Source organism: Cognataquiflexum aquatile, assembly GCF_003316845.1.
Lineage (GTDB): Bacteria > Bacteroidota > Bacteroidia > Cytophagales > Cyclobacteriaceae > Cognataquiflexum > Cognataquiflexum aquatile.
This window is the reverse complement of sequence record NZ_QMIK01000001.1, coordinates 1,263,447-1,287,151: the sequence shown is the minus strand read 5'-3', so window position 1 is coordinate 1,287,151 and position 23,705 is coordinate 1,263,447. Positions and strand designations below refer to the sequence as shown.

The 23,705-nt window shown below is 41.9% G+C and carries 23 protein-coding genes and 1 riboswitch; of the genes, 5 read left to right on the top strand and 18 right to left on the bottom strand.

All coding sequences use genetic code 11. The features are described from left to right. The first annotated feature begins 112 nt into the window (after positions 1-112). Complete coding sequence (locus tag DQW11_RS05355; protein ID WP_113922926.1) at positions 113-877, top strand: SDR family NAD(P)-dependent oxidoreductase; 765 nt, start codon at positions 113-115, stop codon at positions 875-877. A gap of 261 nt (positions 878-1,138) precedes the next feature. After that, complete coding sequence (locus DQW11_RS05350; protein ID WP_113923232.1) at positions 1,139-1,792, top strand: Crp/Fnr family transcriptional regulator; 654 nt, start codon at positions 1,139-1,141, stop codon at positions 1,790-1,792. Positions 1,793-1,838: 46 nt separating this feature from the next. On the opposite strand, the gene DQW11_RS05345 is transcribed toward DQW11_RS05350, so the two are convergent. The 11 genes from DQW11_RS05345 to pdeM form a co-directional block, all read right to left on the bottom strand. Further along, positions 1,839-2,456 carry a carbonic anhydrase gene (locus DQW11_RS05345; protein ID WP_113922925.1) on the bottom strand — a complete coding sequence of 206 codons (618 nt, stop codon included), beginning with the start codon at positions 2,454-2,456 and terminating at the stop codon, positions 1,839-1,841. Beyond that, positions 2,456-4,207 (bottom strand): SulP family inorganic anion transporter, encoded by a 1,752-nt coding sequence (locus tag DQW11_RS05340; protein ID WP_113922924.1) that lies wholly within the window; start codon positions 4,205-4,207, stop codon positions 2,456-2,458. The genes DQW11_RS05345 and DQW11_RS05340 overlap by 1 nt, the downstream gene beginning before the upstream one ends. A gap of 167 nt (positions 4,208-4,374) precedes the next feature. Further along, positions 4,375-7,332, bottom strand: coding sequence for a TonB-dependent receptor (locus DQW11_RS05335; RefSeq protein WP_113922923.1), 2,958 nt, complete (start codon positions 7,330-7,332; stop codon positions 4,375-4,377). 278 nt (positions 7,333-7,610) lie between these two features. Further along, positions 7,611-7,955, bottom strand: a complete 345-nt coding sequence (gene gldC / locus DQW11_RS05330) for a gliding motility protein GldC (protein WP_113922922.1) — start codon at positions 7,953-7,955, stop codon at positions 7,611-7,613. Between the two features lie 89 nt (positions 7,956-8,044). Continuing rightward, on the bottom strand, positions 8,045-8,704 hold the full coding sequence (locus DQW11_RS05325; RefSeq protein ID WP_113922921.1) for a 3-oxoacid CoA-transferase subunit B: 660 nt from the start codon (positions 8,702-8,704) through the stop codon (positions 8,045-8,047). Positions 8,705-8,890: 186 nt separating this feature from the next. Further along, positions 8,891-9,589: a CoA transferase subunit A gene (locus DQW11_RS05320; protein WP_113922920.1), complete on the bottom strand. Its 699-nt coding sequence runs from the start codon at positions 9,587-9,589 to the stop codon at positions 8,891-8,893. 19 nt (positions 9,590-9,608) lie between these two features. Continuing rightward, complete coding sequence (locus DQW11_RS05315; protein ID WP_113922919.1) at positions 9,609-10,541, bottom strand: bifunctional riboflavin kinase/FAD synthetase; 933 nt, start codon at positions 10,539-10,541, stop codon at positions 9,609-9,611. Beyond that, positions 10,528-11,211 (bottom strand): tRNA pseudouridine(55) synthase TruB, encoded by a 684-nt coding sequence (gene truB / locus DQW11_RS05310; protein WP_113923231.1) that lies wholly within the window; start codon positions 11,209-11,211, stop codon positions 10,528-10,530. Before truB ends, DQW11_RS05315 begins: the two co-directional genes overlap by 14 nt. 170 nt (positions 11,212-11,381) lie before the next feature. Further along, positions 11,382-11,591, bottom strand: a complete 210-nt coding sequence (locus DQW11_RS05305) for a DUF3098 domain-containing protein (RefSeq protein ID WP_113922918.1) — start codon at positions 11,589-11,591, stop codon at positions 11,382-11,384. 1 nt (position 11,592) lies between these two features. Beyond that, the gene (locus DQW11_RS05300; RefSeq protein WP_113922917.1) at positions 11,593-12,483 is read right to left on the bottom strand and encodes a cell division protein FtsX; all 891 of its coding nucleotides are present in this window, start codon (positions 12,481-12,483) and stop codon (positions 11,593-11,595) included. Between the two features lie 51 nt (positions 12,484-12,534). Next, positions 12,535-13,209, bottom strand: coding sequence for a ligase-associated DNA damage response endonuclease PdeM (pdeM, locus tag DQW11_RS05295; RefSeq protein ID WP_113923230.1), 675 nt, complete (start codon positions 13,207-13,209; stop codon positions 12,535-12,537). A 120-nt stretch (positions 13,210-13,329) separates the two neighbouring features. Between pdeM and DQW11_RS05290 the strand changes: the two genes are divergently transcribed. Then, complete coding sequence (locus DQW11_RS05290; RefSeq protein ID WP_113923229.1) at positions 13,330-13,773, top strand: DUF2147 domain-containing protein; 444 nt, start codon at positions 13,330-13,332, stop codon at positions 13,771-13,773. A gap of 28 nt (positions 13,774-13,801) precedes the next feature. Then, positions 13,802-14,434 carry a hypothetical protein gene (locus DQW11_RS05285; RefSeq protein ID WP_157966039.1) on the top strand — a complete coding sequence of 211 codons (633 nt, stop codon included), beginning with the start codon at positions 13,802-13,804 and terminating at the stop codon, positions 14,432-14,434. Between the two features lie 152 nt (positions 14,435-14,586). On the opposite strand, the gene DQW11_RS05280 is transcribed toward DQW11_RS05285, so the two are convergent. The 7 genes from DQW11_RS05280 to DQW11_RS05250 all read right to left on the bottom strand — a co-directional run bounded on the left by DQW11_RS05280 (position 14,587) and on the right by DQW11_RS05250 (position 23,083). Then, positions 14,587-14,976, bottom strand: a complete 390-nt coding sequence (locus DQW11_RS05280) for a VOC family protein (protein WP_113923228.1) — start codon at positions 14,974-14,976, stop codon at positions 14,587-14,589. Between the two features lie 168 nt (positions 14,977-15,144). Beyond that, positions 15,145-16,200 (bottom strand): homoserine O-acetyltransferase family protein, encoded by a 1,056-nt coding sequence (locus DQW11_RS05275; protein WP_113922915.1) that lies wholly within the window; start codon positions 16,198-16,200, stop codon positions 15,145-15,147. Between the two features lie 42 nt (positions 16,201-16,242). Further along, positions 16,243-17,541 carry an O-acetylhomoserine aminocarboxypropyltransferase/cysteine synthase family protein gene (locus DQW11_RS05270; RefSeq protein ID WP_113922914.1) on the bottom strand — a complete coding sequence of 433 codons (1,299 nt, stop codon included), beginning with the start codon at positions 17,539-17,541 and terminating at the stop codon, positions 16,243-16,245. Positions 17,542-17,729: 188 nt separating this feature from the next. Further along, a riboswitch (SAM riboswitch) is annotated at positions 17,730-17,837 on the bottom strand. A 366-nt stretch (positions 17,838-18,203) separates the two neighbouring features. Then, a complete protein-coding gene (locus DQW11_RS05265) occupies positions 18,204-18,527 on the bottom strand; it encodes a YbjQ family protein (RefSeq protein ID WP_113922913.1) in 324 nt (107 codons plus the stop codon). A gap of 123 nt (positions 18,528-18,650) precedes the next feature. Then, entirely contained in the window at positions 18,651-19,952 is a 1,302-nt protein-coding gene (locus tag DQW11_RS05260) for an amidohydrolase family protein (protein ID WP_113923227.1), read from the bottom strand. Positions 19,953-19,983: 31 nt separating this feature from the next. Next, a complete protein-coding gene (locus DQW11_RS05255) occupies positions 19,984-21,366 on the bottom strand; it encodes an amidohydrolase family protein (RefSeq protein WP_113922912.1) in 1,383 nt (460 codons plus the stop codon). A gap of 19 nt (positions 21,367-21,385) precedes the next feature. Next, positions 21,386-23,083, bottom strand: coding sequence for an amidohydrolase family protein (locus DQW11_RS05250; protein ID WP_232826681.1), 1,698 nt, complete (start codon positions 23,081-23,083; stop codon positions 21,386-21,388). Positions 23,084-23,336: 253 nt separating this feature from the next. Here DQW11_RS05250 and DQW11_RS05245 point away from each other — a divergent pair, with 253 nt between their 5' ends. Next, a complete protein-coding gene (locus DQW11_RS05245; protein WP_113922910.1) occupies positions 23,337-23,696 on the top strand; it encodes a response regulator transcription factor in 360 nt (119 codons plus the stop codon). Positions 23,697-23,705: the final 9 nt, after the last annotated feature.

Here is a 23,705-nt window from a genome sequence, read left to right as displayed (position 1 = left end):
GTTGGACATTAAATAGAAAAAAATCTATGATCAAAATCATGTAGAAGTCTGATTATATTCCTATTTAAGTAATTGTCTATGAGATAGATTTGGTAAAACAATACCAAAAATCATGAAACCATTGCATAATAAATCCATCATAATTACAGGAGGAGCCGGGGGTATAGGAATGGCTACAGCACGGATGTTTCTTGATGAGGGAGGCAAAGACGTGCTATTGGTAGATAAAAACAAAAATGCCTTGGATGAGGCAAAGAAAGAACTTAACAATCCGGGAGTTCATTGTTTTGTAGCCGACATCACCGTGGCGGATGAGGTAAAGGCCTACACAGACAAAGCGGTAGAGCTATTCGGAAAACTGGATGTTGTATTTCTAAATGCCGGGTATGAAGGGGTGGTGAAGCCACTTACTGAATATCCTGAGGATATCTTTGATAAAGTATTGGATATCAATGTCAAAGGAGTTTGGCTTGGTTTGAAATATGCATTTCCCCATATGCAAAAGTCAGGGGGCTCGATTATCATCACTTCCTCTGTAGCCGGACTCACAGGCACGGCGCAGATGATGGCTTACACGACGAGCAAGCATGCCGTAATCGGTACCATGAGGGTCGCTGCTTTGGAAGGAGCACCTTATAAAATCCGGGTCAATTCTGTCCATCCCGGACCTGTGGATAATAGAATGATGCGGTCCTTGGAAGAAGGGTTTGCGCCTGGGGCAGGCGGAGAGGTCAAAAAAGGTTTTGAAAGTCAGATTCCGTTAGGAAGGTATGCTACCAATGAAGACATTGCCTCCATGGTCACTTTCCTTGCCTCTGATAAAAGCAAATATATCACAGGATCAATCCATGTGGTAGATGGCGGATTTGTTATTTAGCATAAAAAGAAAAATTATTCATGTTCAATAATAATTTTCCCTGCTGTGTATCAAGCGCCAAGTAGGGGGAGTATTTCAAAGAGATCATTGTTCATAATCAGATAAAAATTAAAAATTGAAGTCATCCAATTGGATGGTAATAATTAAATTCATAGGGTTAAAAAGGTTAAAAAGGCTGAAGTGTTTCTTCAGCCTTTTTTTTTGTGGCAGATGTCACTAAATTGCCTAATAGACAAGGATATTTTTGACCAAATTTTGATTATGGAATTAGAAGATTTAAAACAAAAACTACCCAATATAACCGATCCTTCACTTCTAAAAGCACTTTTGGATTATGGTAAAGAGCTGGTTTTTCAGCCCGGGAAAGTAATTACCGAGCCTGGACAGTTTGTTAAAATGGTTCCGATTGTATTGGAAGGTTCTATTAAAATCATGAGGATGGATGAAGATGGCAAGGAATTGTTTTTGTATTATCTCGAACCGGGCGAAACCTGTGCACTCTCCCTGACCTGCTGCACCTCCTCCCGTCCAAGTGAGATTAAGGCGGTTACAGAAGAGAGAACAGTGATTTTGGCTGTGCCTGTTGAAAAACACGAAGAGTGGTCAGACCATTTCAAACAGTGGAAAGATTTTGTTGCAATGACTTACCAATCGAGATTTCATGAAATGCTCGTTGCCCTGGATGCGGTGGCTTTCAAAAGAATGGACGAAAGATTGATGCGGTATATCCTTACCAAAATGAAACAACATAAATCCAATGAATTGCATACCACCCATCAGGAAATCGCAAATGAACTTGGGACATCAAGAGAAGTGATTTCAAGATTATTGAAGCAACTCGAGAAGAAAAAATGGATCGAACTCGGTAGAAATATTATCTATGTGAGGGACGATTTTGAGGAATTGATTAGTTGATTTAAAAAAAAGAAAATATAAAACCGGGTTCCCCCGGTTTTTTGATTTAGTTAACGCTTGGTATGATATTGTATTTCTTTTTGAGGTCATGAACCAGCCCGGTGTTGAAATCAAACACCCATGCATACAGCTTTAATTTGATCCCCGATTCAATCGTTTGCTTGTAGACCGAAGTCTGTTTGATGTTTTCAATCTGTTCCAAGACGTTCAATTCTACCAGCCTGTTTAGTTTTTCATCTTTGTCTTCAATTTTGTTAAGTTCAGACTTATGATGACGGATGACATCTTTGATATTTGCCAGCCAATTGTCTATCAATCCATTGGACTTGTTTTCAAAGGCGGCTTTTACCCCACCACAGCCATAATGTCCATAAACAATAATGTCTCTAACTCCGAGATTTTCTACTGCAAACTGCATAACCGAAAGAAAATTAAGGTCTGTATGCGACACCACATTGGCTATATTCCGGTGGATGAACAGTTCGCCAAGTTCTGAACCCAAAACCATTGACGGTGAAACCCGGCTATCCGAACAACCCAAGAGAAGCGCTTTGGGCTGTTGGCCTTCTTTCAGGTCGTCAAAATATTCCTTGTTTTGGGACAATACCGACTTGACCCAATTTTGGTTATTTTCCAAATAATGATTGATATCTGTTGCGCACATTACTTTGTATTGGTTTGAGTGGCGTAGGATGAATATTTTTCCAAAGTTTCCTCCGTGATGGCATGGTCAAAAGCAGACAGGGCCGTATTGTCATCCAAGAAAATATGGTCTGTACCGACACTTTCCAATAATGCCCATCTGTTCAATACATCCCTTACAGGTCCTTTGATACTGGTCATGGAAATATCCATTCCTGATTTTCGCCAGGTATTGATCCACTCATTGAGTTCGTGCGCGCCGGTACTGTCTATATTGCTGACACTTTCCATGTTGAAAACAAGCATTTTCACTTTCTTTCCTTTTTCGGAAATCCATAGATCCAATTTGTCCTTGATAAATTCCACATTGGCAAAATAAATGGGACCATCAATCCTCACCATCAATAGGTCATCCCTTACCTCAAGGTTTTTGAATCTTGTAATGTTTCTGAAGGTATTTGTTCCCGGTACCCTGCCAAGTTGTGCAATATGAGGTCTTGAAGCCCGGTAAATGATTACCAACAAGGATAGGACCATTCCTGAGATAATCCCTGTTTCGATCCCCAAGGTCAGGGTGATGACAAATGTAGCAACCAACATGGCGAAGTCTGCCTTGTCCTTGTGCCACAAATGCACAGGTTCCTTGAAATCAATCAGTCCAGAAACTGCCACCAAGACCACAGCGGCAAGGATGGCACTTGGAAGGTTGTAGAATAGTCCTGTGAAAAACAATAAGGTAAGCACGATCAAAATGGCACTGAAGATGGAAGAAAGCGTTGTTTTGGCACCTGCATCATTGTTTACTGCTGTTCTTGAAAACCCACCAGTAACAGGATATCCCTGAAAAAAGGCAGCACCAAAATTCGCAAGTCCCAATGCGGTCAATTCCTGATTGGCATTTAGTCTATAGTTTTTATGTTTTGCCTGAATGGTTTTTGCTACTGCAAAAGATTCTGCAAAACCCACAAGAGAGATGGTCAAGGCTATTGGAAGCAATGTTTTCCATGTAGCAAGGTCAAAAGAAGGAGAGGAAAGCGATGGCAATCCGCTTGGAACATCGCCGACGATTTTGACACCTTGGCTTGTGAGGTCAAAGCCTGTAACCAAAGCAATCCCCACAACTACTGCCACCAAAGGTGCAGGAAAGCTTTTATGTATTTTCTTTCCGTATTTGATAATGATAATTCCTACTACGCCAATTCCAAAAGTTATCCAATGGATGTCCCCGATATTTTGAAAGATGGCAACAATCATTTCTTGGATGTGTTCTGAATTGGGAAGGTTGATCCTAAACAAATGCTTGATCTGACTCAATCCAATGATAATGGCCGCTGCAGAGGTAAATCCGCTGATGACAGGGTGGGAGAGGAAGTTGACCACAAAACCCAATTTGAAAAGCCCCATTCCAAACTGGATCAAACCCACCAAAAATGCCAAAGAAAGGGCATAGAGGAGGTATTGCTCCGGTGAGGTGGCGTTCAGTGTAGCAATCCCGGCAGCAGTCAGCAGGGAGACCATCGCCACCGGACCTACTGCCAATTGCCTGGAAGTTCCGAAAATGGCATATAAGATCAGGGGAACAGTGACCGCATATAATCCATGGATAGGTTCTAATCCGGCAAGCATGGCATAGGCCATCCCTTGAGGGATCAACATAATACCCACCGTCAGACCCGCGGAGAGGTCACCCTGAAGGTCTGTTTTTTGGTATTTGGGCAACCATTCCAAGATAGGGATGTACCCTTTTACGCTTTGGAGAAAATTATTTTTCATAGCTGGAATTCTATTCTCAAGTTAGCAAAATTCAAGGACTTGTTTGTTTAGCCCTGAAATCATCCCCAAAATTCCAAAAAAATGCCATTGTAATTTGTGATGATTGTTACGCAATAAAAAAAGCCATCCTTGGGGGATGGCTTTTTATCTCGGTTATTAAAGTTAGATTAATTCAAGAATTCGTCAAATGTGATGGATACAAAGTACATGGATCCAACTGTTGGGTTACCCCAAGCCTGACGATAGCCACTGTTCAATAAGTTGGTACCGCCTATTTTGATGATGGATTTGATGGATTGAACTTTGTAGCTGACCTGCGCATCGAAGATACTGAATGCAGGCATGACAGATAGTCCTTGTGTGGAAACAACGTTTGAAACAAAAGAAGACTGCCATACAAATTCATCTTGCCATCTCCAGGAGATACCAAAACCTAGGTTTTTGATGACTTCTCTATTGGCAAAGGTAAACACAGTTCTGTATTCCGGCGTGTTGAATGAAGGCTGGAAGCCATCCAAATCATCGATATTGTCCAACTTGTTGAAAGAGACGTTACCGCCAACTGTGTACCCTTTAGGCAACTGATAATCCAATCCCAAAGCCCAACCATAAGACTTGATAATTTCTTGCCTGTTGACAGGCATGGAATACACGTTTCTTGTATTGGCGCTCAAAAGATTCAAACCTAATTGGGAAGCTGGACCTGGTCCCGGATTTCTGTCCTGAACCAATACCTGACCACCGATAAAGTTTTCAAATCTGTTATAGTAATAATAACCATCAATCAATAATTTGTTTTTGATCAAAGATTTATATCCAAATTCATAAGACTTAACAATTTCAGGTTTGAATGTCGTAGGCTCATAGGCTATTTTTTTATCTTGATTTGCCTCTGCAGCACGCACAGGTAACAATTGTGCAAATGCGGCCCTAACAGCTGGATCATTTGGAGATGTTCCCGGAGGGAAGAGTCTAAGCACTTCGGCGAATACCGCCGCTTGGTTAGCAGGAGTGCCTGCCCATTGTTGTACTGCACCTCCGAATTGTGTTACTGTCTGTAGGGTATATACAGGGTTGGTATTGAAATTATACCTCTCTCTGAACAATGGCAATCCACCGATCAATCTTGCCTGTGGTGTCACCAAGTCAATGAATTGATCTTGTGTAGTAGGTAACCTGAAGCCTGTCTGGTAAGAAGCCCTGAAGTTATGTTGACCAGCGGTGTATACTGCTGACACCCTAGGAGACCACTGACCTTCAAAATTCTCATTTTTGTCATATCGGATAGATGCAGTCAATTTCAATTTGTCATTGATCATTCTTTTAGATCCCTGAGCATATCCACCATATTCTTGGATAGTGAATTCATTGCCATCATCATCTACTGCAAAAAGCGTTTTTTCGGAGTTCAATTGGTATGTCCTGAAATTGGCACCCACGATAAAGTCAGCAAATTTGATGTCTTTGAAGCTATATGAACCTTCGTAGTGGTAAAGGTTTGTCTTATCGACAAATTTTGCCCCAACCCCATTTTGATTACCTGGGATAGGTCTGGAAGTTACGTCTGCCAAAGCTTGGTTGAATTCAGGTGTTCCTGGCAAGTATCTTCCGGTATCGGCAGCACCTCTAGCAGCACCATGTGCTACCTCAGGGGAAGCTCCCTGGCTAATTGCGCCCACGTAAGTTCCCACATATTGACCAAACCAAGTTTGACTGGATTTCCAAGCCTCGTTGACACCTTGCGCAGCAATACCTGCAGCAAATGCATCTCCTGATCTTTCTTGTGTGGTATATGCCCTTACAAACCAATTAGATCCTCTTAATTCTGCTTTGTATTGGCTCAACATAAAGTTAGTAATGGAATACCTGTCAGCACCAGTATAGACTGTGGTTCCGCTTCCCACATTTCCTTGAAAAATCGCTTCCACTTTGTCATTGATTCTCCAATGTAAAGCAGCATTCAGTTTCAACGACTTGGTATCATAATCAGCCACATCTCTTTCTTCATATCCTGTTCTGGATACAAAGGTATTTTGTGGAATCAATCCCAGCGCTGCTGAGGGAAGCAATCCTGCAGCAACCAAGGAATTACCAACACTTAGCATATTTACATTGGTCTCATCTCCATAGATATTGACACCGTTGAATCCTGGGTTATTTGTTCTTGATCCACCTTCAATGGTTGAACCGTTCAAAAGAGATTGGTCCCTGAAGTCATTGGCCTCCCAATCGTCCGCATTCAGGTAACTGACATTGACTTTGATCGCCACTTTGTCACTGAGTGCTGTGGCATACCTTGCTGCAAAGTCATAGAAACCTGTGCTTGCAGTATTTCTGTTATTCGCACTCATAATTCCACCTTTCATCTGTACAGAAAGTCCTTGGTACTGAAATGGATTCTTGCTGTTGAGCAACAAGATTCCGTTAATGGCATTTGGTCCATAAAGGGCTGAAGCAGCTCCTGGAAGCAATTCAAGGCTTTCAAGATCCAATTCAGAAATACCTGCAATGTTACCTACAGAGAAGTTCAATCCCGGTGCTTGGTTGTCCATTCCATCCACCATTTGAACAGTTCGGACGTTTCCGTTTGCATTGAAACCTCTGGTATTGAAGGATTTGAAAGTGAGTGATTGGGTACTCATTTCTACACCTTTCAGGTTATTCAAGCCATCATAGAAATTCGCCTGTGGAGCCTCTCTGATGGATATGATATCCATTCTCTCTACTGTTACAGGAGATTGAAGCACGCTTTCTTCCACTCTTGAAGCGGAAACGACAATTTCCTGACCCAAGATAGAAGCCTCAGAAAGACTTACCTCAAGGTTTGAAACATTGTCTTGAGTGATTTCAACTTCCTTACTGGAAAAACCAACCATCGAAAAAATCAAAGTAAGTGGAGGTGCTTGGTTTACCCTTAGGGTGAAGTTACCATCAAGGTCAGAGATGGTACCGACTACTTTTCCTTTGACCACTATGTTGACGCCAACAAGGGTTTCTTTTGTTCCTTCTTCCAATACTTTTCCCGAAATCGTAGTCGTTTGGGCGAAAACCTCGGGGGTAGTGAAGGAGACCATCATGAGCAGCAATAGTATAACTTGCCACCTGTTTTTAGTAAATTTTTGCATAGGGTATATTGGGTTTGTTTTTTGATTATTTTGAGGGTAGACTATTTGTTTGAAATTTAGATGAAATTACCAATTATCAATATAATTTGCCGAAAAAAATTTTAATCAATATTCCATTTTATTGCAAATAATATGAGGAATTGAATTCCTCAGGTCTGAAAATTGCAAAAAATATAATAAGGATTAGTAAAAATTAATTTTCATTCAGGTATTACCCACAGAGATTTTTTCTTTAGGGAGTAAAAAAAGAAAAACCCTGCCGACAGGCAGGGTTTGGATCATTTCAAAGTTTTTTTGTTCTCTTCGTTGACGTGGGCAACCAACCTGTCACAAAGGGCTTTGATTTCTTCAGATATGTATTCATCTCCGGTACTGTTTAGGATGGTCTGTCCCATTCCTCCCAAGATATCGATATAAAATCTTTTCATTTCGACTACAGACATGTCATCAGTCCAAAGGTCAATCCTCAGGGTACTTTGGTTCAGGTTGTCCCAAACATTCAGGCTGATGCTCTTTGTGGTTTCGAATCCTTCTTCTTCCTTGTCAGAAGCATCCCATTGAATAGATTTGGGAAGGTTTTTATCGTCAAGATTTATGGAGAATTTTATTTCTGAATTTTTCATCGTGGTTTGATAATTTCTATGCAAAACTAGCAAAGGCCTTTGCAAGTTCCTGTTTGCTCATTTAAATTTTGTCTCAACAATTTTCCTTTTCAATCAAAAACCATTTCAGGGATTTCTCCCTCGACCAAAAGTTTGCCTTCAGTTTTGCTGACGATTTCTTCCACAGTTACTCCAGGTGCTCTTTCCAGTAATTTGAATCCTCCTTCAGGGAGAACATCCAAAACTGCCAGGTCGGTCACGATTTTTTTGACACATTTGATTCCGGTGATCGGAAGGCTGCATTCTTTCAATAGTTTGGACTGTCCGTCTTTGCTGCAATGCTGCATGGCCACGATGATGTTTTCGGCAGAAGCCACCAAGTCCATCGCCCCACCCATTCCTTTGACCATTTTTCCGGGAATTTTCCAGTTGGCAATGTCTCCGTTTTCAGAAACTTCCATCGCCCCAAGGATAGTCAAATGGACATGACCGCCACGGATCATGGCAAATGAATCTGAGGAATTGAACAAGGCTGAACCCTTTACCATGGTAATGGTCTGCTTGCCGGCGTTAATCAGGTCCGGATCTATTTTGTCCTCGGTCGGAAAAGGGCCGATTCCCAACAATCCGTTTTCGGACTGAAGGACGACTTCAAGATTTTCAGGAATATAATTCGCAACCAAAGTCGGAATACCGATTCCAAGATTGATGTATTGTCCGTTTTTGACTTCTCGGGCTATTCTTTTGGCTATTTGGGTTTTGTCTAGCATGGGGATGGTGTAATGGTTGTAGTTGTTGTAATGGTTTTAGCTGTTGTAATTGTTGTCAAGTTATCAGGTTGTCAAGTTTACCTTCTGATTGCACACACAGACTGCCTACTGAAAACTGCCTACTGAGACTGATTACTGATAACTGCCTACTGCGACTGCGCACTGAAAACTGCCTACTGCGACCATCTACCCTTTACTCACTGTCCTCTGCTCGATTCTCTTTTCGTAATCGACACCTTGAAAGATCCTTTGGACATAAATGCCCGGAGTATGGATATGGTTTGGATCGAGTTGGCCGGCAGGGACCAATTCTTCTACTTCGGCGATGGTAATTTTCCCGGCTGTCGCCATCATGGGGTTAAAGTTTCTTGCGGTTCCTTTGAAAATCAGATTCCCCGCAGTATCACCTTTCCATGCTTTGACAAATGCAAAATCCGCTTTCAGGCCTTTTTCCATCAGGTACATTTTTCCATCAAATTCCCTCATCTCTTTTCCCTCAGCCACTTCGGTTCCCACTCCTGCGGGAGTAAAAAAAGCAGGAATACCTGCGCCGCCGGCACGGATTCTTTCGGCTAGCGTTCCCTGTGGGATCAAGTCCACTTCCAGTTCTCCGCTCAGCAACTGCCTTTCAAACTCCGCATTTTCGCCGACATAGCTTGAAATCATCTTTTTGACCATGCGTTTCTTGAGCATCAGTCCAATGCCAAAATCATCCACGCCGGCATTGTTTGAAATGCAGGTGAGTCCCGTAAGGTCTTTTTGTAATAAAGCTTGGATACAATTTTCGGGGATTCCGCAGAGGCCAAAGCCTCCAAACATCAGCACCGAATCAGAGACAACGTCCCTCACGGCTTCTGCAGCATTCGTAACGGTTTTTGTGATCATACAAAAATTTATTTTGGGTTTATACTTGGGTCAAAATCTGTCGGGCCATTTCCTTGTCTTTGGCTAATTGCTCTTGGAGAGACTCCAAACCTGAAAATTTGATCTCAGGTCTCAGGTAGGATTTCAGATGGACACAGACTCTTTTGTCATATAAGTCTCCATTGAAATCAAACAAGTGCGCTTCGATTGTCCTGCTACTTCCGTTTACGGTAGGTCGGTTGCCGATGTTGAGCATGCCAAGGAAAGACTCTCCTTCGATGTCAATGGTCACCGCATAAGCTCCGTCACAAGGGATAAGCTTGTAATCGTGAGGAATATGGATATTAGCCGTCGGAAATCCAATAGAGCGGCCAAGTTGCTGTCCTTTGATGATGATGCCATTGAGTTCATAAGGTCTGCCAAGAAATTCATTGGCGATATGCACTTCACCTACTTCAAGTGCCTGTCGGATTTTGGTACTTGAGACGCCCACATCATCCACGTCCTCGCGTGATATTTCCTCCAACTCAAAGTGGTAGCGGCCGATATTTTCCTTCAGGAACTCAAAACTACCTTCCCTGTTTTTACCGAAGCGGTGGTCGTAGCCGATTACCAATTTACGTGTTTGGATTTTATCAATAAGGATGTTTTGGATAAATTCTTCCGAAGTCAATTCTGAAAAATCTTTGGTAAAAGGGATTGTCAACAAATGGTCAATTCCAAATTCCCGGAGCAGTTTTGCCTTTTCTTCGAATGTCGTCAGAAGCCTGAGATTATGCTCTTCCGGATAAAGAATCAGCCTGGGATGTGGCCAAAAAGTAATCATGACGGTCTCTCCTCCGATTTCGTCTGCGATGGCCCTGATGCGATTGAGGATTTTTTGATGACCAAGATGGACTCCGTCAAAAGTCCCAATCGTCACGACGGGATTTGGCACTTGCCTGAAGTCTTCTATTCCTTCATAGATTCTCATCCTGTCTGGCTTTAATTTTTTCGATCAAGGCAGTCAATTCTTCTGCATCTTTTAAACTGAACTCACCTATCCTTGTTCGTGTCAAGGCGGACATATAGGCGCCAACTCCCAAAATTTCACCCAAATCTCTTGCAAGGCTCCGGATATAAGTTCCTTTGGAGCAGACAATTCTGAAATGGACTTCAGGATTTTCAAATGCTGTTATTTCAAATTCTGAAACCGTCACCGGTCGAGCTTCCATTTTTACTTCAATGCCTTTTCGCGCAGATTCATATACCCTTTTTCCATCAACTTTGATGGCAGAGTGCATGGGTGGGATTTGAAGGATATCTCCTGTCAGTTGAGCGACTGCTGATTTGACTTGGTCAAAAGTGACGGCAGAGGGATCTGCGACATCAGTGACTTCTTTTTCCAGGTCAAAGCTCTCCGTGGTTTTTCCCAAAACAAAGGTGCCGGTATACTCTTTTTCCTGCGCCATAAAGGAATCTATGGACTTGGTCTTCTTTCCTGCGCAGACGATCAAAAGTCCTGTAGCAAGAGGATCCAAGGTCCCAGCGTGCCCTACTTTTTTGATTTTCAACGCATTCCTTACCTTTTTGACCACATCAAAAGAAGTCCATTGATAAGGTTTGTTGATCAGGAAAACTTCTCCGTAGGGTTCCTCTTGCATGTTAGAATTATACATCTGTGAATTTCCCGGTCAGGCCGCCCAGGAGCAATAAAATGCTAAGTAGATTAATTTGTCTTTGGTGAAGGCAATATCTGACCTTTCAAAAAGAAACCTTATGTTGCTTCAGTCATCATGGAATTACCGAAAATTAAATTCCATGATACTCTAAATTATTTCTTTTCAGAATGGGCGAAGATCGCATAAAATTGAAAAATGAATCCCGCCAAAGTGACTATCGGACCCAAAGTAAGGCCAAGAAAACCAAAGCCGTGTGGCTCAGAATCCATACCCATGATGACAAAACCCAAAATGATGATCCCGATTCCAATCAGCATCAATCGGTAATTCTTTTTGGAAAAAGGAAATTGTGATTGCTCCATATTAATATAGTTCGTCCAAAGACATGTTTAAATACTTGTTTACTGCCTGTAAGGTACTCAAAACGGAAAGCAAAATGCCAGAAAGAATCAGACCTCCAAAAAGAGCATATAATAGATTGTAGTCCTGCAGCAGCGCAAATCCATCAATATTGGCTTTGGTATATTCGATGATCCCAAACAGGATAGCCGAGGCAATGACGCCCGCAAGCATTCCAAAAACAAAAGCCCTTCCCAAAAAGGGTTTGCGGATAAAACCTCTTGTGGCACCGACCAACTGCATGCTTCTGATCAGAAATCTTTGTGAAAATAGCGCCAGTCTGATCGTATTGTTGATCAGCATCACTACCGTAAAAACCAAAATCAGAATAAATCCTCCCATGACAAGGGCCACTTTGAAGAGGTTTTTGTTTATCGATTCAACTAAATCTTCCATGTAAGTCACTTCAAAAACCCCGTCCATGGCTTCGATTTCTTTGACTATTTCTTCGATTTGAGCTGCGGTTTGGTATTCTTCCGCGATCGCAATCGTGTAGCTGTCCCTCAAAGGATTGTCATCCAAAAACTGTGTAAAATCCTCGCCGGTATCTTCAAGGAAAGATTTCGCAGCTTCATCTTGGGAGATAAAGGTGATGGCAAGCGAATCACCTGTCTGCAGGACATAAGGTTTGGATTGAAAGGATTTTCCAATTGCCTTCAGTTCGGCTTCAGATGCATTTTTATTGAGAAAAACCTGGATTTCGATATTCTCCCGGATGATCTTGGTCAAGGTTTTTGCTTGAATGATGATCACCCCAAAAAGTCCCAAAATAAACAAGGATAGGGTAGTGCTAAAAAGAACTGATGCAAATTTGAATTTTCCCAGTTTTGCTTTTTTCCTTGGATATGTACTCATGTTTTTTTTCTAATGGGTTCAAAATTAAACAGCTTGGCCAATTAAACCAACCTATTGCATGAAATTGACAGGAATTACTTTTTTGTCCGTCACGGCAAAGGCTTGATCGCTTTTTTCACATTTCATCCCAAACAGTCCGGTAAACCTTCCAAATGCTGGGAGTATCATCTGGTTTCCGGAGAGGAAATAGCAGGGAAGTGTCAATCTCTGCTTGCCTGCTCCAAATAAAGAAATTCCCGGATGGATATGTCCACAGAAGTTAAACAATCCCTCAGGGACACTTTCCATGGGTTCGTGGGTAAGGATATAATTTTCCAAAACCAGAGATTCGGCATGGACCTTCCAAACTTCTGAACGGTAAAATGCTTCAGGAAGTATGTCGTGATTGCCTTTGATCAAGTGAAACTGACATCCCGGGAAATATCCCGCAAATGCTTCAAGGTCATTCCAAGACTCATTCCAATCGCTGTGAAAAAGGTCTCCCAAAAAATAGATATCCGTCGGTTGGAGGCTTTCGATCAGTTTTTGGATTATGAGAAAATCATGGATGTGTACTTTTTCAGTAACAGGTATTCCCGATTTTCTGAAATGTGCGGCCTTGCCAAAATGCGGATCAGCAATAAGGAAGGAATGGCTTCCGGGGAGGAAAACAGCTTTTTCTGGCAAAAGGCAAACTTCCTTGTCTTGGATTTGGATGGTTTGGGTTCCTTTAGGATAGGTTTGCATTCCTTGATTTTGGATCAAATTTTGGGATTTCAAATGAAATGATTAAGAAAATAACATAGCCACTTGAATTGGCGTAGTAAAAGTATTATTATTCGACGGAGATTGAAAAATTACATGACCATGACTGAAAGAAAAGCAATTTTGACATTTATCGTTTTATTGATGATAGGGTTTGGAATCAACGTCCAAGCACAATCAGCCGATGCCATTGTCGGCAAATGGTACAACACCGAGAAAGATGCCCAAGTAGAAATCTTCAAAGAAGGTGGAAAATATTCCGGAAAAATCGTTTGGCTAAAAGACCCGACCGAAAACGGAAAACCCAAAACAGACAAAAACAACACCGACCAAGCCAAGCGGACAAGACCAATCATGGGGATGAAGCTGCTTAGTAATTTCGAGCATACCGGCGATACTTGGGAAAACGGGACTATTTACGATCCTAAAAACGGAAAAACCTACTCCTGCATCATCAAGAAGAAAAATGCCAAAACGCTTGAAGTCCGGGGCTTTGTTGGGTTTTCCATGATCGGAAGGACGGTAGAGTGGACGAAGGCGGAGTAGGGGATAGAAAATTTCTTCTATTGAAAACATGGGTTCATTTAAATTTGCCTATAGTCTGAGACAAAAAACTCCAATGCTTTTAAAGTCAAACAAATACATGAAACAGGTTGCTGTCTTTTTTATTGCTCTTATTTTTTGTTTTTCCAATAATGGAGAAGCGCAAGAGCTAAAAAACGGTTATGTCGTTCTTTCAAAAAGCGATACGATCGCCTGTAAAATTGTTTTTGGTGGTCCAAATGGAACCGACAAAACCCAAATCTCTACCATAACAGCGGATGGCAAGGGGAAAATTTATAAAACAAAGGATAAACAAGTTCTTGCTTATGGTTTCGATCAGATGGGAGTGCCATTTGATTATTTGTTCGTTGACCTTGGTCGGAAAGTAGAAACCGGATTTTTCCGGCTAATTGAAAACGGGAATCCCTACAAGCTGTATATTCAAAATAACAGCGAAATTGTCAACGGAGTGACTATCACCACACCGTATTATGTGTTATTCAATGCTAGAGGAGATTCTATAGATTTTTTGGTGAGTGGAGTCAGTGGATGGAAAAAAAAGCTGGAGGAATTTTTAGAAGATGACCCGGAGGCAATAGAAAACCTGAAAAGTGTCAACCGGCAAGATGTATTGAAATTCGTCAAAAGCCTGAATGAAAATTGATTACAGGGAGAATCAAGTATTTTTTTTAATGAAAGAATTGACTATCCATTTTTTGTATTTCAAACATCTGATTAAGTCTACTTACTTTTTTAAAGAAACTTTTGCCTTTGCGCCAAAAAAAACAAAAAACCAATGAAACTTAGATATACCAATCATTCCCAAATCCCGACAGGCACAATCTCCAATACATTTCCAAAAGGATCGTCAAAATAAAAACTTTTCAGGCCGTGGTTCCATTCCTGCTCATGGGTGAGGGTGATTCCTTTTTCGAGTAGGTTGGATTTGGCCTTCAGGTAATCTCTCTTACTTACCTCAAAAGCGATATGCTGCTTCCCATAAGCATAATGTGGAGGCAATGTCTTTTCAAATTTTGTTACCTCCGGAACGAAACACAGCAACACAGAACTGCCGCAACGAAAAAAAATATGTCTATCTGCCACTTTGGATATGATGGGCATTTCAAGGATTTGGCCGTAAAAGTTTTCTGCCAGATCCAAATCTGTGACATACAGGCAGGTTTCCTTGATTTGAGTATATTTCATCATAGAAGCTAAGACATTCTGACCAATGACTCAACAGAATTGTTAGGAGTTGTCATATACTTCTCTAATGTTCGATTTTGAATTCATAATTGGCAGAAAGAAAAAAAGCTGTACTTCATCACTAAGTCCAGCTTTTTTCATCTTTTTTTTAATTATTGCTAAAACCAATTACCCATTATTCTCCAAGTAAAATCCCTTCAAAATATACTGTAACTGCCCATATTCGATGAGAAAAGCATCGTGACCATATGGTGATTGGATTTCTCTGTACGTTCCTTTGGGAACATGCCGTGATATGAATTGGGACTCTTCTTTGAGGAACAATAAATCCCTGTCCACTCCGATTGCCAATACTTTGGAGGGAATTTGTTGGAGTACTTTTTCCGTTCCTCTGCGCCCACGTCCAAGGTCATGACTGTCCATGGCTTTGCTCAGCACCCAATATGAAAATGCGTTAAACCTATTCCCGAGTTTTTGGCCCTGATACCTGAGGTAAGAGGAAATGCGGAAGTTGTCGAGTTTTTCTTCTGAGTCGGTTTGCTTGAGTGCGAAGTCCTCAGGATGTCGGTAGGAAAGCATGGCAATTGCCCTTGCCGCTTCCATCCCTTTTTTGCCGGCATCCGCATGGTTTTCTCCCCAGGTACAATCGGACTCGATCGCCATTCTTTGGGTTTCATTGAAGCCTATGGTCCAGGGGGAAGTCTTCGCATTTGATGCAAGGATGATGGTGTTTTTGACCTGATGTTGAAGAAGGTAAGCCCACTCTATAGCTACCTGTCCACCTAGCGAACCTCCAATGACGGTATTGATGGTATTGATACCAAGATATTCTCTGAGATAATCCAATGACCTTGCCATGTCCCTTGTGCTGAGATTTGGAAAATCATAGTAGTAAGGTTTGCCTGTCAGGGGATTTTCTGAAAGGGGACTGCTCGATCCGTAGCAAGAACCCAGCAAGTTGGCGCAAACGATAAAATACTTGCCCGGGTCATAAAATTTATCTTCTCCGACCATACCGTTCCACCATTCTTGGACTTTGGCATCTCCGGTGAGCGCATGGATGACCCAGATGACATTGTCTTTTGCTGTGGTCAGACGTCCTTGGGTGGTAAAAGCCAGTTGGAATCCGGGAAGAGACTCTCCGGACTCCAGGTCAAATACGCCCTCATGCGTGTAGGTTTCTTGCGCCATATCAATAATCAGGTAGTTGCTTGCTACATTCATTACTTTACTATTGGAATTCTTCTCAGGTTTTCCTGAATTTTTTTAACTGTTGAAAGCGTGTTCTAAATCGGCTTTGATATCTTCAATATGCTCAATACCCAATGAAATCCTCAAAAGGGTAGGGGTGACACCCGCAGCGGCTTGTTCAGTTTCACTCAACTGCTGATGCGTCGTCGCAGCAGGTTGGATGATCAATGTTTTGGCATCACCGACATTGGCAAGGTGGGAGATCAATTTGAGGTTGTTGATAAAGTTGGAGGTGCTTTCTTTGTCACCTTTCAGTTCAAAACTCAAAACCCCACCGAAACCATTTCTCAGGTATTTCTTGGCAAGTTCATGGTAAGGAGAAGATTTCAAACCCGGATAATTCACCTTTTGCACTTTAGGATGGGCCTCTAGCCATTGCGCGATGGCGAGTGCATTGTCTACTGTCCTTTGGACCCTCAGGGATAAAGTCTCTAATCCCTGAATTAATAAGAAAGAGTTGAAAGGGCTCAATGCCGGTCCAAAATCTCTCAGACCTTCAGTCCTTGCACGGATGATAAAGGCCATGTTTGGAAGTCCCAATGGGTTGTTTTCTCCGAATACTTCCCAAAATTTCATTCCGTGATAACCTTCGGATGGTTCTGTGAATTGAGGATATTTTCCGTTGCCCCAATTGTAATTTCCCCCGTCGACGATTACTCCTCCAATAGAAGTACCATGTCCGCCGATCCATTTGGTGGCGGAAGCGGTGACGATATTGGCACCATGCTTCAATGGCTGAAACAAGTAGCCGCCGGCGCCAAAGGTATTGTCCACGATGACAGGCAGGTCATGTTTTTTTGCCATGGCGGCAATAGCTTCAAAATCCGGGATGTTGAATTCAGGATTACCGATAGTCTCCAGATAGATGGCTTTTGTCTTCTCATCAATCAGTTTTTCAAATTCCTTCGGGTCATTGCCTTTGGCAAATCGTGCTTCAATGCCGATTCTTTTGAATGCTACTTTAAATTGGTTGTAAGTACCTCCGTAGAGGAAAGAAGTGGAAACGAAATTTTCTCCCGCCTGAAGGATATTGTTGAGCGCAAGGAATTGTGCGGCCTGTCCGGATGCGGTTGCCAAAGCGGCTACGCCACCTTCCAATGCAGCAATGCGTTGCTCAAACACATCCGTGGTAGGATTCATGATCCTTGTATAGATGTTTCCGAATTCTTTTAGGGCAAAAAGGTTGGCCCCGTGTTCAGCGGAATTGAACACATATGATGTTGTCTGGTAAATGGGCACCGCGCGGGAATTGGTGGTAGGATCTGGAACCTGTCCGGCGTGCAATTGCAATGTTTCGAAACGATAATTTGACATGGTATCTCTGGTTTATGGTGTTGTTAAAAATTATAGATCTTGAAAGGATTAAATTTAAACCTTTTGGTTTGGTAAAAGAAAAAAATTAGTTCCGAATACGGAAAGGTGCACAAAATTTCACCCAAAACTGATGGCGTGTATCTTAAAACGAAGGGATGTTTGAAAAGGAATTGATCCATGATGTTAAGAATTTATATTTCCAGGAAATAAATTTTACCTGGCAGGATTTGGCACCTTGGATTTTCCTGGTTGCCAGAGGGTCACAGAGCCTGTCTCTTACCTCTTCTTTATAAATCCCCACACAAAAAGTGAAAGGACAATGCAAATAAATAAGTGAATTGCCGGATATGCAAGAACGATGAGAAATATTTTCCGGTGTAGTCTAGAATATGTTTATGGTCGACTAGATAAGGCAATGAGGTAAACAGACTTATCCATTTAGCCTTTCGAAAGAATTTTTGAGAGGGCTGCTTTTTTATTTGGTCTAAAATCTGATTGTCAAAAAGTAAAGGCTTTAAGAAAAGCTACCTTGTCATCCGGTCAGTTGTTTGCTAAAGCAACAGGATTGAATGCGGAAACTTCTCTTAAAGCCTCTTCTGGAAATACTTATATCCCACCTTGGGCTTTTGCGAAGTGAGTTCAGGGAAAATTGAAATAGTGAATTAAAAGATTTTCTCAATTTTGACCGCTGTGCCTGCTACGGTCACCATCAGCATTCCTTCCCTGATGGTCTCATAATCCAAGTCGATCCCCACTATTCCGGTTGCGCCAAAAGCCCTTGCCTGCATTTCCATTTCGGACATGGCAGTGGCTTTTGCCTCCCGTAATACCTGCTCATATGCACCTGACCTGCCGCCTACGATATCGGTGATGCTGGCAAAGAAATCTTTAAAAACATTGGCGCCGATAATGGTTTCGCCTGAAACAATGCCGAGGTAGGCAGTAATTTTATATCCCTCCAGACTTGGTGTAGTACTTACTATCATTTTTTTATGGTTTATGATTCAACATTCTTACGGATACCAGGACAATTGGATATCTCTATTTTCAACAAGTTATAAAAAAAATAAACCGCAGCTTTTTGGGCTGCGGTTTGATTTTGGATCAAATCAATTTTCGACAAGTCCAGGTGATCTCTGTAAAAATTCCTGATACAGTTTGATATGTCTGTTGCTCATCGGTACCCTGTATCCATCTATGAATACATGGCGGATTTGGGTTTTGGTTTCAAAAGGATCTCCCGTGGAGACAAACAGCGTTGCATCTTTTCCCTGCTCAATGGAACCCATTCGATCAGCAACACCGAATACTTCGGCAGCATTGATCGTGACGGCTTTCAAGGCTTCTTCTTTGCCCATACCATAAGCCGCAGCAAAACCCGCATTGAAAGGAAGGTTTCTTGTGTTTTCTGCATCATTGGAGCGAATGACCACTTTAACACCTGCTTTGGCCATTTTGCCGGGATTGGTATAGGCTGCATCAAAACGGTCAGAATTCCTTGTAGGGATAGAAAGCATCGGTCCAGTGATAACAGGGATCTTGGAGGCAGCGATTTTGTCAGCCACTCTCCAACCTTCAGCCACTCCGGTAAGGATAGCCTTTACATTTTTGGATTGGATCCACTCTATTGCTAAAGTGATATCTGATGCGGCATTTACTTCTACCAAGAGAGGTAATTCTCCCGCAACAACTTTTGCCAATTGTTCCATCTCAGGATAATAATCCAGGGCGGCATCGGCTTTTTTCAATTGATTAAAAGTAACCGCCCTCTCCCAGATTTCATTGAGGGTTTTTTCAGCTTTTTCAGCTTCTTTTTTGATGTCCTCATCACTTCTTCTGTCCCAAGTACTGCGACGGGCGGAGGAAGGAAAATTCAGGACAACACCCTTAAAACCTGCATACATTTGGTCTGCAGTATAGCCGTTGAGGTTGATCAAGGCCGCTGTTCCGGGAAATAGACCTCCAGAAGGAGTGGCCAAAGTAGTAGTGACTCCGCTTACCCGTGTTACGGGAATCGCTACAGAGTTGGGGTTGACGGCCACAAGCGCCTGCATGTTTGGTGTTACCTGACCGATTTCTGCGTAATCCTGTGTTTCAGGTACAGAATTGACTTCGACCAATCCAAGTCGGCTTCCTCCATCAAACAATCCCGGATAGATAAAATATCCGGTACAATCTATCACCTCAGCATCTCCAGCAGGAATGTTTTTTCCTACAGCTTCGATTTTTCCATTTGATATGAGCACGCTTCCATTTTCGATATTGCCTTTGGTAACAGTGACAATGGTTGCGTTTTGCAGTAAAAATCTGCCGTTTCTAGGCTTGATAAATTCTCCGTCAAATTGGGCATTGGCCAAAAAGGGGAGAACCAATAAAGCGACTGTAAATATGATCTGATTTATCTTCTTCATCTTCAGTATGTTTTGATCTTCCATTTAGATTTTAGTGTTCGTGGTCAAATAAGCTTCTACCAAAATTGGTAAAGAAGAAATCTACCCCATGCATACACTTGTGATCATGTTCTTTAAGGAATATGGGTTCAATGGATTCTGTTGCTGCTACCCTCAATCTCATGTCATTAGGATCCTCATTGATGTCAAAATATTTGACACCATCCACAAAAGTCATCTGAGGGATAGCATAAACTGAAAGTGGATGATCGTTGAAAATGACCAGATCAGCCTGTTTGCCTTCTTCGATGGAACCTACCTTGTCCGCAATTCCAAGTTGTTTGGCAGGATTGATGGTGATCAGGGCCAAGGTTTGCTCGTCTGTCAATTCGCCGTAGCGTTGTGCTTTTCCGGCTTCGTGGTACAGGTGACGGATCAATTCTCCTGAATCTGAATTGATAGAAGTGATGACTCCGTTTTGGGTCAATATAGCGGCATTGAATGCCGTGGAATAATACACCTCAAATTTGTACGCCCACCAATCTGCAAAAACCGAAGCACCCATTGTATAAGCCGCCAATTCAGGGGCTACTTTAAATCCTTCATTGACATGGGAAAACACGATGTTGGTGATACCAAATTCTCTACAGACATTGATGAGCATGTAGATTTCATCTGCCCTGTAGGAATGACAATGGATGATGATTTTCCCGTCCAAAATATCCACTAAGGTTTGGAGACGTTCACTGTATTTTGGGGGAACAGGCGTTGCTCCTTTTACTTTCAGTGCATTGTTGTAGGTTTCCCAGGTTTTTTTGTATTGAATCGCATCGTTGAAACCGTTTCTGATTACAGCCTCGACACCCATTCTTGATCTTGGTTGAATCCCATTTCCTCTTCCATGAACTCTTGTTGGATTTTCACCTAAGGCGAATTTGATGGTTCTAGCGGCATCTTTCATGATCAAGTCATCGGGATTGCCTGAACCATACCGGTGTTTGAGTGTGATGTTTTGTCCTCCAATGGCATTGGCCGAACCATGCATCGCGTGCGAAACAGTCACCCCACCGGCGAGTGCCCGGTACAAACCGATATCGTAAGGGTCAATCACATCCGCCATCCTTACTTCTGAGGTAATCGGTGCAGTACCTTCATTGACAGCATCTAAGGCTACATGAGAATGGGCATCAATGATTCCGGGCATTACATATTTTCCTTTTGCATCAATGGTAGTGACATTCGAAGCAGTAAGTCCTTTTCCTATTTTTTTGATGATGCCGTTTTCAACAAGGACATCAGTGTCTTCCAAGATGCCTTTGGTAACTGTCAAAACAGTAGCATTTTTGATTAATACAGACCCTTTTTGGGTTTGGGAATTTGCTGAATTCCAGCCCATCACCAATATAGCTGCTATTATATAGATTATCTTTTTCATGATTTTCGGTGATTAGCGATTAAAATGATTTTGGTTTCTTGGTAGCATTCATCGGAAAGCTTCCGTATTCTGCCAGAGAGAGGTTTCCGGAAATTTGATCTCCGCTTACTTCTCCGCTCACATTCACTACCAAAGACATTCCACCTGCAGCCACATCAAATGAAAAAGTCAAATTAGAACCCGAAAGGTTGATGTTTTTCATTTCAGAACTTGCTTGGCCTCCTCCTGCAGGGTTGTCATAGGTGATGGTTCCTTTGTAGGAATCTCCTTCTTTTTTGATTTCTAAAGTTCCGGACGAACTTCCGGCCGGCGTATCAGATGTATATTCCCAAAAACCATCAATAGCGACTGCCCCATTGGTACCGTTCTTTTCGCCGTTACCGTTTTTCTTTTCTTTGATTTCGTAATCAAACATAAACCCATCAGCTACTACATGTTTGACCTGAGTTTCTTCATCCAACAATGGAGCGGTTAAAATAACCATATTGGCAGATTTTCCCTTTTCCAATGTGCCGGCAAACTTTTGGATACCCAAAATATTGGCGTTGTTTATGGTAAGCGCAGCCAAAGCTCCATTTTCCGTTAGTCCATTTTCAACCATGAGGCGAAGATTCTTGAAAGTATCCCCGCTTTTGGCACCCATAGAAGTAAAGCCGAATGGGATTCCAGCCGCCTCCAAAAATGCCGCTTGCTTCAATGTACTTTGATAAGCTTCTTGTACCCTTTTGGTTCTTGCCTGCATTTCTTCAGACAATTCTTCCATTTTGGCTTTGGTCACTTTATCATCAGGCAATTTCATGGAAAGCAATACTTGGGCATTTGCAGCCTTGATTTCGTTAGTGACTTTCTCCACACTTGAGACACCTGATAAAATCAACCTGAACCCATTTTCTTTTTGAAGCGAAAGCGCTCTTCTGATTTCGATGTCATCGTTTGCTTCAAACAGTACCGGGATATTTTTATCAACCACGGGATACATGGCTTCGTAGGTCTTGTTTATTTCAGGTCTGTTGAGACCGTTGTTGGAGGCAAAAAGTTTACCGTGGCGGGAGGCCAATTCGGCATTTTTATATACATCCCTGAATTTAGCCATGATTCCTAGCGGAGTTCCCGGATAGATTCTTCCACCTCCTCTAGCAGCTTGGAATTTTACAACTAGCGCTGAGTTTTGGGATAAAATATTGGTGGAGGAAGGATTTCCAAAAAGGACTATTGCGGTTTTTCCCGGCATCATTCCACCTTCGGGGATCAATTGGGCGATGGTAAATCCACTTTTCCTCCAATCATTGATTTGGTTGTTTTTATTGTCATAGATATCGATTACATTCCTCCAAGGCGTAATCCCGGCAATATCGTCGGGAGGGTTGGCAGGATTGTAATCAGAGGGCTTTTCAGGTTCAGGAGCTTTGCCTACCCCTGCAGTACTTGCTCCGTCGATAAATCCCGGATAGATAAATAAGGAATCAGCAGAGATAACCTGGGCCTCTTTGGGAATGGTGATATTGGTCCCGACCGCCTCTATCAGGCCGTTTTTAATCAGAATCGTACCGTTTTGAATGGTTTTTCCAGGTGCTGTGGTGATGGTGGCATTCTTGATGGCAATTGTACCAGTCACCCTCTTTTCCCCACTTGGATCGCTTTGCGCCTTTGTATATTGAAAAGAAAGAAAAAAAACCAATACCAATATACTTTTGAATACCTGAATCTTAGGGCTCATAATCATATGGTTTGCTTGAAATGTTGGATTTAATCAGTTTGTAAGCTAACAAAAGAAATTTTTTCAAAAAAAATTTATTTTTTTTGAAACCCATAAACGGTTAGGAACGGCAAATATTTTTTTATGTAATACATTTTAATCCCATTGTATTTTTTCCTAAAATAATTTCAATTTTTCGGGTGTTTGGAGCCTTGTTTTTTTGTTTTTTTTACTTCTATATTTAAATCTCTTATCACCCAAAAGATTGAATAAAATGAAGAATATCCTAATCATCGAGGATGATAGACTGATATCCAGTCTATTGAACTTTAGACTTAAAAAGGATGGCTACCATGTCACCACTGCCGAAGATGGCTTGACAGGAATGGATGCGATCGATGCCTCTGAGCCAGACCTGATCATTACTGATGTCATGATTCCTTTCAAAACCGGCATCGAAATCATCAACCACGCTAAGAAGGTTTATCCGAAAGTGCCAATTATTGTTTTGAGTTCTCTAGGAGAAGAAGAAGCTACTGTCATGGAAGCTTTTAATCTCGGCGTATCTGATTTTGTCCCAAAACCATTTAATCCAAATGAGCTCGCAGTGCGTGTTCGGAGATTAATTCAATAATTCAAATGG